A 12909-nucleotide genomic window follows, 5' to 3' on the forward strand; every position below is an offset into this window, starting at 1 on the left:
ACTGGCACCAGTGGCAGCGGTGGTGGGACGTCGGGCCGTGCCGCCCGAGTCGGGTGTGTTCACCGTTCCTCCGGTCCGAGGTGCGCGTCGAGCGTCGCGTGCAGCAGCGGTTCGTAGTCGTCGGCGCCCGTCGTGAGCTTCAGGCTTCCCCAGCACCACAGTTGGGCGATGCCGTGCAGGTTCGCCCACAGGGCACCGGCGAGGATCCGGGCGTCTGCCTCCGGGCGCACCAGGCCGACGAGGTCCACCAGCACCCCGAACATCGGCAGGCTGGTCTCCCGGAGTCCCAACCGGTTGCTCTCCAACAGGTCGTGACGGAACATCAGCTCGTACATTCCGCGCTGGGTCAGCGCGAAGTCCAGGTAGACCTTCGCCAGGGCGGTGAGCTGGGCACGGGGGCCGGTCCCGCCGTCGCCGACGGCCCGTGCCGCCCGGTCCTGGAGGTCGGTGAAGCCGCGGCGGGCGATGGCGGACAGCAGCTCCAGATGGGTCGGGAAGTAGCGGCGCGGGGCACCGTGCGAGACGCCGGCCCGGCGGGCGATCTCCCGCAGTGTCAGCGCCTGCGCGCCCTCCGTCGTCACGAGATCGACTCCGACGTCGATCAGGCGTGTTCTCAGGTCGGTGGCCTCCAGCTCACTCATAGACACTGTCTACCAGGCCGAGTAGACACTGTCTACTCGTAAACGGGATGGTGGCCGGAGCCAAAGAGACCTTCGGCGCGGGATGACGTGCCGGATCCGGAGCGTTGACGTCGATATGACTGAGGAAGCGACCCAGGACGCACTGCTCAAGCTGCTCGGCGAGTACAAGGGCGGGGTGCTCGTCACCCTCAAGAAGGACGGCCGGCCCCAGCTCTCGAACGTCAGCCACCACTACTACCCCGACGAGGGGGTCATCCGTGTGTCGCTCACCGACGACCGCGCCAAGACCCGCAACCTGCGCCGGGACCCGCGGGCCTCGTACCACGTGACCAGCGCGGACCGGTGGGCGTACACGGTGGTCGAGGGCACGGCCGAGCTGACGCCCGTCGCCGGGGATCCGCACGACGACACCGTCGAGGAGCTCATCCGGGTCTACCGGGACGTCCTCGGCGAGCACCCCGACTGGGACGAATACCGTGCCGCCATGGTCCGCGACGGTCGGCTCGTGCTGCGGCTGCGCGTGGAGCGGGCGTACGGGATCCCCGGACGCTGATACGAGATCCCCCGGAGCCGGAGCCGGAGCCGGAGCCGGAGCCGTGACGCGCCGGTCCGCCGGTCGGTCGGCATGCCCGGTGCCCCGGCGACGGTGGTCGGCGAGGGCTCCGCGCACACCGGCCGTCCCTGAATTCGGCCGGGGTGCGCGGAGTCACGACTCAAGGGTGCCGCAGACGCGGGCCTTTCGGGGGCCGGTGATCGTCGGGTCCGGCGTGGCGGTGTGCCAAATGCCCCACAGAGTGCGGTTGTTCCGCTCGGACCGGGAAGCCGGTGTCCCACCGGCTTCCCGGTCCTTGCGCGCGAACGGCTCGAACGCCTCCGCCGCGATCCTCTCCAACTCGCCACGCAGCACGGCGATCTCGTCCGGAGTCGCACACCCTCGGCGCCACACCGGACCGACAGGACGCGCGTCACCGCAACCGACCTGACCAACCAAGCCCTATTACTGTGAGGTGACCTTGTAGCTGCCGTGCTGCTTCACTTTCAGGTAGACGTAGCCGGATTCGAAGTGGCCGCCCGTGACTCCGGTCGCAGCGGTGAAGGTCCCGTGGCGCCACACCACCTTGCCGTTGACGGCGACGGTGTGGGACCGGCCGGAGACCGGGATCGCGATGGTGCCACTGGTGGCCTTGGGGGCATGGACGGTCAGAGTGAACCGATCAGTGCCAGTCCCGGCAGTCCAGCGGACGTCGATGTCGCCGCGCGGGGTAGGAACACTTCCCCGCGTCCAGGTGAGGTCTCCGGGGTGGGGCTGGACTGTCCAGCTCGTGTATCCCGCCGTATCCGGACGTACGCCCAGGACGTAGCTCGACAATGCGGATGTCGGGGCTGTGGACCACCCGTGGGACAGGCTCGTCCCCGACCCCAGACCAGGTGTCCCGTCGCGGCCGGATATGTTCTCCCACATGGTCCCGGTGCGGTTCGGGCCCGGAGCGATCATGTGACCCCACACATCGTGCAAGAGCTCCTGCGCGTTCGCTGTGTCGCCGGCCGCCAGGCGTGCCTGGAGTTCGAACCCGCTGATGAAGGGGCTGACCAGGTCTTTGTTGCCTGCGTCGGAAGAGAAGGGGAGCGGTCCGTAAGGGGAGCTCCACAGGGCCGACTTGAGCTTGGCCAGGATCTCCTCGTGCTTCGAGGACGGCGCGACTCCGTACAGAACGGCCAGGGCGTTGGCGTCCTGAGCGACCCCTGACTGGGTGTCACTGATCTTGTAGAGGCCGCTCGTCGAGTCGTAGAGACGCTCGTTGATCCGCGTCTTCAGCGCCTCGGCGTCCGCCCTGTAGGCAGCGGCTTGTGAGGCCTCTCCCGCGGCGGTCGCCAGTGCCGCACCGTCAAGCAGCGTCTTGTAGTAAAGGATGTTGTAGGCGGAGACCTCGCCGCCCTTGTCACTGTCGTAGAAGTTCCAGTCCGCGCCGTCGACTCCGGCTCTGGTCGAGAACAAGCCGTTCCCGTCGAGCCGCGTCGCGTTCCAGGCGAGCTCACGCTTGACGACGGGCCATTGCTCGGCGACGAAATCCTTGTCGCCGGTGTGAAGGTAGTAGCTCGCCAGGCCCGCGACGAAGTACATGGAGTACGTGGCCGAGTAGGTGGTCGTGTCGCCCGGGGTGAGCGGTCCGAGGTGCGGAACGGTCGCCGGGTGAAGGGCACCGGGAACGAACCCGCTGGAAAGCTGCCGGCTGCCCAGCAGGTTCAGGGACTGCTTGATGTACTCGGGGTTGTTCACGGAGTAGTAGTCGGTGAGGCCCTCGACCAGGATGTCGCCGCTCCAGATCGCACGGTCGCGCCTGGCTCCGTCGAGGACCGACGCCAGCGCGTTGGACCCCGGTGGAGTGAAGTCGGCGAGCGCGGTGGGAGTGGTCAGAGGGGTGCTGTAGAGCGTCGTGCCTGTACCGCTGACGACAGTGAGGTCCTTGAAGGCCGCCTTCTCGTCGCCGAACTCGCGAAACCCTATGGTCCCAGCGGGATCGGCGACGGCGCCGGAGGGCAGGGCCGACGTGTCGACGCGGTCGATCTGCCTGCCGTCCAGCGAGATCGTCATGCCGGTTCCGGACGCCGTGGTGGCCACTGTGTGCCAGGTCCCCTCGTCCATGGGGGAGGGCAGTGCCACGGAGCCGAGGCTGGTGTAGGCCCCGTCATGGACGTTGAACTTCTGCAGCGTATTCGGGGCACCGCCGGTGTCGGTGCTGTCGTCGAGAATGAACAGGTAGCCGTTCTGGGAGTTCTGCGCGCGGACCATCCACCCGGCCTGGTTGTGGAGAATCTTCGTCCGGAAGGTCGTCGTGTAGTCGCTCCAGGAGGCTCCACGATTCAGGACCCCGGCACCGTCATTGATCTTCGAACCGCCGGCATTCAGAGCGCCGTCCTGGACGGACCAGGACCCGGGAAGGGAGTTGGCCGGAACGAGATCGGTCTGCAAGGTGTAGGCACCGGCGTACCAGATCTTGTTCAGCTCGTCCGAACTGGAGAGGAAGTGGCCCCCGTACCCGTCTGCCTGGGTGCGGTCGGCGATGTAGTTGATTCCGACCTTGCTCAGTGTCAGGCGGCCTGGCGCGGAGAGCGTGATCTGCTGGTACCGCTCGCCTCCCTGCGCGGAGCGGTTGGTGATCGTGCCCGGCCCGGAGACCTGGTAGGTGTCGGACCGAGAACTGTCGCCGTCGGCCCAGGGTGGCGACCCGTCACCGGACGGGCTCATGTACTGCAGGCCCTCGCTGTACGCGGCCTTCAGTGCCGGGGACCCGGACTTGGCGGAGACGTTGAAGTAGGGCAGACCGCCTACCTCTTGGGCATAGTCGAGAAGGATGGTCGGTGCTTCTCCGCCGTCCACGTAGGTCAGCGTCGCTCCGCCCGACCCGCCGCACAGAAGGTTCCGGGCGCCTTCGACAGCGCCTGACGTGCTGACCACGGACACCGGGCACACATCGGAACGCTTCGGAGTCTGGACGTACTCGCGCCAGTCACTGGGGACCCGGGGCGCCTTGGAGCGGGCTGCGTGCCCTGCGGAGAGGAGAGCAGGCGTCGCTGCTGTGGCGGACGGTGCCATCGGCTGGGCGAGCATGGCGAGGACGAGGGCGAGGCCCAGCGAGATGGCCGCGCCGGCCGAGCTGCGTCTGCGGGGTGGATGCCTTCTGCCGTAAATGATCATGCGTACTCCGAGGTTGCGGGTGCTTCCCTTGATGATCCGGACGCGACGATGCTCCGCCGAGGAATGCGCAGGCCAGGGCGGGTGGATGACGGCTCGCAATGTTTGAAACGATTCAATTCAATTCTGCAAGACGCAAGTTATGCAGGAGCTGTGAGTACGTCAACCCATAGCGCAGGCCTTGTCGTGTCGACCAGGCCTGCCGGCGGGCCGAGGAGGTCCTCGGGACGGGTGGGTGCTGCTGGATCAGGCCGACGCTCCTCGGGCGTTCGGCCTCGGTGATCCGTCGTTGTGCGGGCCCTGTCCGCCCAGATCCTCCAGCCCGTCCAGGCCCGGGCGGAGGGTGCGCGACTCCGGACGAGATTGCTGTGGCGCGTCGTGAGCCGGAGGCGTTCGCGGCGGAGGTGTTCGAGCCGTTAGCGCGCAAGGATCCTGCCAGGCCGGCGTCCGGCTTCACCGCCTCGGCGGCGGTCGACCGGCGGCTGTTCCTGCCCCCTCTGGACCGGCGCCTGCCCCACCTGCCACCGCGACATGTCCACACCGCTACGGACCTGACCAAGCCCTACCGGTTCACCCGAATGGTCAGCGGGTGGGCGGGGACCGTGCGCCCACGTTTCCGGGGTGTCGCATGGGTGCCACCGAAGGATCTTCCCGTGCTCAGTCCGCCGTGCGGTCGGCGGTCAGATAGGCGATGACCATGTCGCCGAGCATCGTGCGATAGTGCTCCCGCTGGTCGGGCGCGATCAGATCGCGGCCGAACAGGGCGCCGAACGTATGGCGGTTCGAGACCCGGAAGAAGCAGAAGGCGCTGATCATCGCGTGCAGGTCCACGGCGTCGACCTCGGCGGTGAACAGACCCGACTTCCGGCCGGTCGCCAGGATCCGGCCGATCACGTCGAGCGCGGGCGAGCCGATGCTGCCCAACTCCTCCGAGGTGACGATGTGTTCGGCCTCGTGGATGTTCTCGATGGTCACCAGGCGGATGAAGTCGGGGTGTGCCTCATGGTGGTCGAAGGTCAGCTCGGCGAGCCGGCGGATGGCCGCGACCGGGTCCAGATGTTCGACGTCCAGTTCCTGTTCGGCGTGCCGGATCACCGAGTAGGCGCGCTCCAGGACCGCCGTGAAGAGCTGCTCCTTGCCGCCGAAGTAGTAGTAGATCATCCGCTTCGTGGTGCTGGTGCGGGCGGCGATCTCGTCGACCCGGGCGCCGCCGAAACCGGCGCGGGAGAACTCCTGGGTCGCCACGTCGAGAATCTCGGCCTTGGTGCGGGCGGCGTCAGGGATGCGCCCGCCAGGTCGTGCCGGCTCTTCGGCACTGGTCATCGGGGTTCCTTCGGGCGGGACGGTCGGTGCCCGCGATTGTAGAAGCAGGGCGGGCCGACGGGGGATCGTCCAGGTTCCCCCTCCGCGCGTCGTCCTCGCCACCGGCGACGTGACCGGGGCCGTCCGGCGCTTTCGCGCGGCGGCCGGCCGTCTGGCGGCGACACTCGCGAACCACTGCGACGACCCGGCGTCCTCGGACGCGCCGGAGCCCCGGCCACCGGGTCGGCCGGCCCGCCCCACCGGAGGTGTCGAGCGGGCGGACCGGATACCTCTTCGGCTTCCGCGGGCCGGAAACCCTTTCGGCTCCACGGACCGGAAACCTCTTCGGCTTCCACAGCACGGTAGAACCTAGTGGACCGCGACGGAAGTTCCCGGTTCGTTCCACGTGGCGATCACCGGATCGCCGTGCTCGGTGGAGAGCCGGCTGACGGTACCGGTCGAGAGCTGGAACAGCCGCCCCGACTCGGGCGGCAGCCCCAGCCGGCGGGCCGTGAGGACACGCAGGAAGTGTGCGTGCGCCACCAGCACCACGTCACCGGGGTGGTTGCAGAGCGCGGCGTCCACCCGGGAGAGCACCCGGTCGGCGCGCACCCCCACCTCGCGGGGCGACTCGCCGGGGTGGCCGTCCGGGCCGGGCGGCACTCCGTCGTTCCACAGGACCCAGTCGGGCCGGGCCCGGTGGATGGCGATGGTGGTGACCCCCTCGTAGCCGCCGTAGTCCCACTCGTGCAGATCGGGGTCGATCCGCGCGCCGGACAGACCCGCGAGTTCGGCCGTCCGGACCGCGCGGCCCAGGGGACTGGTGAGGACCTGGGCGAAGGAGTGCCCGGCGAAGAACGGCGCAAGGGACTTGGCCTGCTCCTCGCCGTGCCCGGTGAGCGGAAGATCGGTCCAGCTGGTGTGCTGTCCCGTCAGGGTCCACTCGGTCTCTCCGTGGCGGACCAGGATGAGATCGCCCATGGTCCGGCCTACTTCGCCGACTCGACGGCGTGGCCGCCGAACTGGTTGCGCAGCGCCGCGATCATCTTCATCTGCGGCGAGTCGTCCTGCCGGGACGCGAAACGCGCGAAGAGGGACGCCGTGATGGCGGGCAGCGGAACGGCGTTGTCGATGGCCGCCTCGACGGTCCAGCGGCCCTCGCCGGAGTCGTCCGCGTGGCCGCGCAGCTTGTCCAGGTGCTCGTCGCCGTCCAGGGCGTTGACGGCGAGGTCGAGCAACCAGGAGCGGATGACGGTGCCCTCCTGCCAGGAGCGGAACACCTCACGTACATCGGTGACGGAGTCGACCTTCTCCAGGAGCTCCCAGCCCTCGGCGTACGCCTGCATCATGGCGTACTCGATGCCGTTGTGGACCATCTTGGAGAAGTGGCCCGCGCCCACCTTCCCGGCGTGCACGAAGCCGAAGTCGCCCTCGGGCTTGAGCGCGTCGAAGACCGGCCGGACCTTCTCGATGTTCTCGGCGTCGCCGCCGACCATCAGGGCGTAGCCGTTCTGCAGGCCCCACACACCGCCCGAGACACCCGCGTCGACGAAGCCGATGCCCTTGGCCGCCAGCTCCTCGGCGTGCTTCTCGTCGTCCGTCCAGCGGGAGTTGCCGCCGTCGACGACCGTGTCGCCGGCCTCCAGCAGGTCGCCGAGTTCGTCGATGACGGACTGGGTGGCGGCGCCGGCCGGCACCATCACCCAGACCACGCGAGGGCCTTCGAGCTTGCCCACGAGTTCGGTGAGGCTGTGCACGTCGGCGAGGTCCGGGTTGCGGTCGTAGCCGATGACGGTGTGCCCCGCGCGGCGTATCCGCTCGCGCATGTTGCCACCCATCTTGCCGAGACCGATGAGTCCGAGCTGCATGTCAGTTCACTTCTTTCGCAGAGTGCGGTAGGCGGCCACCAGAGCGGCCGTGGAGGGGTCGAGGCCGGGTACGTCCGCGCCCTCGGTCAGGGCGGGCTCGACGCGCTTGGCGAGCACCTTGCCGAGCTCGACGCCCCACTGGTCGAAGGAGTCGATGTTCCAGATCGCGCCCTGGACGAACACCTTGTGCTCGTAGAGGGCGATCAGCTGGCCGAGGACGGACGGGGTGAGTTCGGCCGCGAGGATCGTGGTCGTGGGGTGGTTGCCCTCGAACGTCTTGTGCGGCACCAGTTCCTCGGGCACTCCCTCGGCGCGTACCTCGTCCGGGGTCTTGCCGAAGGCCAGCGCCTGCGTCTGCGCGAAGAAGTTCGCCATCAACAGGTCGTGCTGCGCCGCCAGTTCGTCGCTCAGTTCGCCGACCGGGTTGACGAAGCCGATGAAGTCGGCGGGGATCAGCTTCGTGCCCTGGTGGATCAACTGGTAGTACGCGTGCTGGCCGTTGGTGCCGGGCGTGCCCCACACCACCGGTCCTGTCTGCCACTCGACCGGATGCCCGTCACGGTCCACGGACTTGCCGTTGGACTCCATGTCGAGCTGCTGGAGATAGGCCGTGAACTTCGACAGGTAGTGCGAGTACGGCAGCACGGCGTGCGACTGCGCGTCGTGGAAGTTGCCGTACCAGACACCCAACAGACCCAGCAGAAGAGGCGCGTTGGCCTCGGCGGGGGCCGTGCGGAAGTGCTGGTCGACGAGATGGAAGCCGTCGAGCATCTCGCGGAAGCGGTCCGGGCCGATCGCGATCATCAGCGAGAGGCCGATCGCCGAGTCGTAGGAGTAGCGGCCGCCGACCCAGTCCCAGAACTCGAACATGTTGGCGGTGTCGATCCCGAAGCCGGAGACCTTCTCGGCGTTCGTCGACAGCGCCACGAAGTGCCGCGCCACCGCCTTCTCCTCGCCGAGCCCGGCCAGCAGCCAGGCGCGCGCGGAGGTGGCGTTGCTGATCGTCTCGATCGTGGTGAACGTCTTCGAGGCGACGATGAACAGCGTCTCCGCCGGGTCCAGGTCCCGCACGGCCTCGTGCAGGTCCGCGCCGTCCACGTTCGACACGAACCGCACGGTCAGCGAGCGGTCGGTGAACGAGCGCAGTACCTCGTACGCCATCGCCGGACCGAGGTCCGAGCCGCCGATACCGATGTTGACGACGTTCTTGATGCGCTTGCCGGTGTGCCCGGTCCACTCGCCCGAGCGGACCCGCTCGGCGAAGCCCGCCATCCGGTCGAGCACGGCGTGCACGGCCGGCACCACGTTCTCCCCGTCGACCTCCACGACCGCGTCCCGCGGCGCCCGCAGCGCGGTGTGCAGCACCGCCCGGTCCTCGGTCACGTTGATCTTCTCGCCCCGGAACATCGCGTCCCGCAGCCCGAACACATCGGTGGCGGCGGCCAGTTCCTGGAGCAGCGCCAGGGTCTCGTCGGTGATCAGGTGCTTGGAGTAGTCGATCCGCAGGTCACCGACCTGTACGGCATAGCGCTCGGCGCGGGCCGGGTCGGCGGCGAACAGGTCACGCAGTCGCGGGTGGAGCAGCGCGGTCGCGCGGTGGTCCTCCAGGGCCACCCACTCCGGACGCCGGGTGGGCTTGGGGTAGTCAGACATGACGGGGGGTCTCCTCGGTGGCCTCGCCGCGCAGGGCGATGGCGTACATCTCGTCCGCGTCGAGGCGGCGCAGTTCCTCGGCGATCAGCTCGGAGGTGGAGCGCACCTTCAGCGCGAGGGTGCGGGAGGGCTGGCCGGGCAGGGACAGGGTCGCCAGCGGGCCTTCGGGGCGGTCGATCACGATCTCGCCGTTGTCGGTGCCGAGCCGGACGGCGGTCACCACGGGGCCGGCGGTGACGACGCGCTCGGCCTTGACCTTGAGGCGGGCCTCCAGCCAGCGGGCCAGCAGTTCGGCGCTCGGGTTCTGCGCCTCGCTCTCGACGGTCGCCGAGATCACCTTCGTACGGGCCTGGTCGAGGGCCGCCGCCAGCATCGAGCGCCACGGTGTGAGCCGGGTCCACGCCAGGTCGGTGTCGCCCGGCGCGTAGGAGGCGGCGCGGGCGTCCAGCGCCTGGAGCGGGGTCTCGACGGCGTACATGTCGGTGATCCGGCGCTGCGCGAGGGCGCCCAGCGGGTCCTTGACCGGGGTGTCGGGCGCGTCCACCGGCCACCAGACGACGACCGGGGCGTCCGGCAGCAGCAGCGGCAGGACCACCGAGTCGGCGTGGTCGGACACGTCGCCGTACGTCCGCAGGACGACCGTCTCGCCGGTGCCCGCGTCGGAACCGACGCGCACCTCGGCGTCCAGACGGGAGTTGGTGCGGTCACGCGGGCTGCGGGCCACGCGCCTGATGACCACCAGGGTGCGCGAGGGGTGTTCGCGGGAGGCCTCCTCGGCCGCCTTGATCGCGTCGTACGCGTTCTCCTCGTCGGTGACGATGACCATCGTCAGGACCATGCCCACGGCCGGGGTGCCGATGGCACGGCGCCCCCGTACGAGTGCCTTGTTGATCTTGCTTGCCGTGGTGTCGGTCAGGTCGATCTTCATGGCCTGCGCCAGCTCCGTCCATCTCGTGCGAGCATCTCGTCGGCTTCCTTCGGGCCCCAACCGCCCGAGGGGTACTGCGCGGGCTTGCCGTGCGCGTCCCAGTACCCCTCGATCGGGTCGAGGATCTTCCAGGACTCTTCCACCTCCTGGTGACGGGGGAAGAGATTGGCGTCGCCGAGCAGGACATCCAGGATCAGCCGCTCGTACGCCTCCGGGCTGGACTCGGTGAACGACTCGCCGTACGCGAAGTCCATGGTGACGTCCCGGATCTCCATCGAGGTACCCGGCACCTTCGATCCGAAGCGCACCGTCATGCCCTCGTCGGGCTGGACGCGGATGACGATCGCGTTCGCGCCGAGTTCCTCTGTGGCGGTGGAGTCGAACGGGGAGTGCGGGGCGCGCTGGAAGACCACCGCGATCTCCGTGACCCGTCGGCCGAGCCGTTTGCCGGTCCTGAGATAGAACGGGACGCCCGCCCAACGGCGGTTGTCCACCTGGAGTTTGACGGCCGCGTAGGTGTCGGTCGTCGACCGGGGGTCGATGCCGTCCTCCTGCAGGTAGCCGCGCACCTTCCCGCCGCCCTGCCAGCCGGCCGCGTACTGGCCGCGCACGGTGTGCTCGCCCAGGTTCTCCGGCAGCTTCACCGCCTTGAGGACCTTGAGCTTCTCGGCGAGCAGCGACTCGGCGTCGAAGGCGGCCGGTTCCTCCATGGCGGTCAGCGCCATGAGCTGGAGGAGGTGATTCTGGATCACGTCCCGGGCGGAGCCGATGCCGTCGTAGTAACCGGCCCGGCCGCCGATTCCGATGTCCTCGGCCATCGTGATCTGGACGTGGTCGACGTACGACCGGTTCCAGACGGGCTCGTACATCTGGTTGGCGAAGCGGAGCGCCAGAATGTTCTGGACGGTCTCCTTGCCGAGGTAGTGGTCGATCCGGAACACCTGGTCCGGGTCGAACACGTCGTGCACGATCCGGTTCAGCTCGCGCGCGCTCGCCAGGTCGCGGCCGAAGGGCTTCTCGATGACCGCGCGCCGCCAGGAACCCTCCGGAGCGTCGGCCAGGCCGTGCTTCTTGAGCTGCTGGACGACCTTGGGGAAGAACTTCGGCGGTACGGAGAGGTAGAAGGCGTAGTTGCCGCTGGTGCCCCGGGACGCGTCCAACTCATCGACGGAGGAGCGCAGTTGCTTGAACGCCGCATCGTCGTCGAAGTCGCCCGGGATGAACCGCATGCCCTCGGCGAGCTGCTGCCAGACCTCTTCGCGGAACTCGGTCCGCGCGTGTTCGCGCACCGAATCGTGCACCACCTGCGCGAAGTCCTGGTCCTCCCACTCGCGACGGGCGAACCCGAGGAGCGAGAAGCCAGGCGGCAGCAGACCGCGGTTGGCGAGGTCGTACACGGCCGGCATCAGCTTCTTGCGGGACAGGTCACCGGTGACGCCGAAGATGACCAGACCGGAGGGTCCCGCGATCCGGGGCAGCCGGCGGTCGCGCGGGTCGCGCAGCGGGTTGTCCCAGTTCGCGGCCGGGACGCCGAGCGCCTCGGCGAGGGCCTCGGGGGTCAGGCCACCCGGTTCCACGGCCGGGTCACCAGATCCCTGCGGCGCGGTGGCCGCACCCTGCGGGTTGCCGTCGGAAAGCGCCTCACCCTTGGTCATTCCCCCTCAACTCCCTTGCCGCGCAGCGAGGTCGCCACCGCGTCGAGAAGATCTTCCCAGGCCGCCTCGAACTTCGAGACCCCTTCGTCCTCCAGTTGTCCCACGACCTCGTCGTAGGAGATCCCGAGCGCCTCGACCGCGGCCAGATCGGCACGGGCCCGGTCGTAGCCGCCGGTCACCGCGTCACCGTGGATGTCGCCGTGGTCGGCGGTGGCGTTCAGCGTCCCCTCCGGCATGGTGTTGACCGTGCCCGGCGCGACCAGTTCGTCGACGTACAGGGTGTCCTTGTACGCGGGGTCCTTGACGCCCGTCGAGGCCCACAGGGGGCGCTGCTTCTGGGCGCCGGAGGAGGCGAGGGCCGTCCAGCGGGCGACGCCCTCCGCCGAGCCGTCGGCGGAGCCGAACACGTTCTCGTACGCCTCGTAGGCCAGTCGGGCGTTGGCGAGCGCCGCCCTGCCCTTGAGCGCGAGGGCCTCGTCGGTGCCGGCCTTCGCGAGCCGCTTGTCGATCTCGCTGTCGACCCGGGAGACGAAGAAGGAGGCGACGGAATGGATGCCGGCGAGGTCGATGCCCGCGGCCAGCGCCCGCTCCAGGCCCGCGAGGTAGGCGTCGATGACCTCGCGGTAGCGCTCCAGGGAGAAGATCAGCGTGACGTTGACGCTGATGCCGAGGCCGATGACCTCGGTGATCGCCGGGAGTCCGGCCTTCGTCGCCGGGATCTTGATCATCACGTTCGGGCGGTCGACCAGCCAGGCGAGCTGCCGGGCCTCGGCGATCGTCGCGGCGGTGTGGTGGGCGAGCCGGGGGTCGACCTCGATGGAGACGCGGCCGTCACGGCCGTCGGTCGCCTCGAACACCGGGCGCAGGATGTCCGCGGCGGCCCGCACGTCGGCGGTCGTCATCATGCGGACGGCCTCGTCGACCGTCACTCCGCGCAGGGCCAGGTCGGCGAGCTGCCGCTCGTACCCCTCGCCGGAGCCGATGGCGGCCTGGAAGATGGACGGGTTGGTGGTCACGCCCACCACGTGCCGCGTGGCGACGAGTTCGGCCAGGTTGCCGGACTCGATCCGCTTGCGGGACAGGTCGTCGAGCCAGATGGAGACGCCTTCGTCGGAGAGGCGCTTCAGGGTTACCGCGGGAGCGGCTGCTTCGGTCACAGTGATCATCT

At 69.1% G+C, this 12909-nt stretch carries 10 protein-coding genes; 1 reads left to right on the forward strand and 9 read right to left on the reverse strand.

Going from position 1 to position 12909, the window contains the following annotated elements; translation table 11 throughout:
- Positions 1 to 59 precede the first annotated feature (59 nt).
- On the reverse strand, positions 60 to 641 hold the full coding sequence (locus ACIQRL_RS35710) for a TetR/AcrR family transcriptional regulator (RefSeq protein WP_401339454.1): 582 nt from the start codon (positions 639 to 641) through the stop codon (positions 60 to 62).
- Between the two features lie 115 nt (positions 642 to 756).
- Here ACIQRL_RS35710 and ACIQRL_RS35715 point away from each other — a divergent pair, with 115 nt between their 5' ends.
- On the forward strand, positions 757 to 1194 hold the full coding sequence (locus tag ACIQRL_RS35715) for a PPOX class F420-dependent oxidoreductase (protein ID WP_401339456.1): 438 nt from the start codon (positions 757 to 759) through the stop codon (positions 1192 to 1194).
- Between the two features lie 444 nt (positions 1195 to 1638).
- Here ACIQRL_RS35715 and ACIQRL_RS35720 read toward each other — a convergent pair whose 3' ends face one another.
- The 8 genes from ACIQRL_RS35720 to tal all read right to left on the reverse strand — a co-directional run bounded on the left by ACIQRL_RS35720 (position 1639) and on the right by tal (position 12907).
- Complete coding sequence (locus ACIQRL_RS35720; RefSeq protein ID WP_401339458.1) at positions 1639 to 4338, reverse strand: alpha-L-rhamnosidase C-terminal domain-containing protein; 2700 nt, start codon at positions 4336 to 4338, stop codon at positions 1639 to 1641.
- Positions 4339 to 4992: 654 nt separating this feature from the next.
- A complete protein-coding gene (locus ACIQRL_RS35725) occupies positions 4993 to 5658 on the reverse strand; it encodes a TetR/AcrR family transcriptional regulator (RefSeq protein WP_401339461.1) in 666 nt (221 codons plus the stop codon).
- A gap of 348 nt (positions 5659 to 6006) precedes the next feature.
- Positions 6007 to 6618: a histidine phosphatase family protein gene (locus ACIQRL_RS35730; protein ID WP_401339464.1), complete on the reverse strand. Its 612-nt coding sequence runs from the start codon at positions 6616 to 6618 to the stop codon at positions 6007 to 6009.
- Between the two features lie 8 nt (positions 6619 to 6626).
- Positions 6627 to 7505 (reverse strand): phosphogluconate dehydrogenase (NAD(+)-dependent, decarboxylating), encoded by an 879-nt coding sequence (gene gnd / locus ACIQRL_RS35735; protein WP_401339466.1) that lies wholly within the window; start codon positions 7503 to 7505, stop codon positions 6627 to 6629.
- 6 nt (positions 7506 to 7511) lie between these two features.
- Complete coding sequence (gene pgi / locus ACIQRL_RS35740) at positions 7512 to 9158, reverse strand: glucose-6-phosphate isomerase (RefSeq protein ID WP_401339468.1); 1647 nt, start codon at positions 9156 to 9158, stop codon at positions 7512 to 7514.
- Positions 9151 to 10086 carry a glucose-6-phosphate dehydrogenase assembly protein OpcA gene (opcA, locus tag ACIQRL_RS35745; RefSeq protein ID WP_401339470.1) on the reverse strand — a complete coding sequence of 312 codons (936 nt, stop codon included), beginning with the start codon at positions 10084 to 10086 and terminating at the stop codon, positions 9151 to 9153. The genes pgi and opcA overlap by 8 nt, the downstream gene beginning before the upstream one ends.
- Positions 10083 to 11741 carry a glucose-6-phosphate dehydrogenase gene (zwf, locus tag ACIQRL_RS35750; protein WP_401339472.1) on the reverse strand — a complete coding sequence of 553 codons (1659 nt, stop codon included), beginning with the start codon at positions 11739 to 11741 and terminating at the stop codon, positions 10083 to 10085. Before zwf ends, opcA begins: the two co-directional genes overlap by 4 nt.
- Positions 11738 to 12907, reverse strand: coding sequence for a transaldolase (gene tal / locus ACIQRL_RS35755; RefSeq protein WP_401339473.1), 1170 nt, complete (start codon positions 12905 to 12907; stop codon positions 11738 to 11740). The genes zwf and tal overlap by 4 nt, the downstream gene beginning before the upstream one ends.
- Between the last annotated feature and the right edge of the window lie 2 nt (positions 12908 to 12909).

The sequence above is a fragment of the Streptomyces sp. NPDC091209 genome, from assembly GCF_044757755.1.
GTDB lineage: Bacteria > Actinomycetota > Actinomycetes > Streptomycetales > Streptomycetaceae > Streptomyces.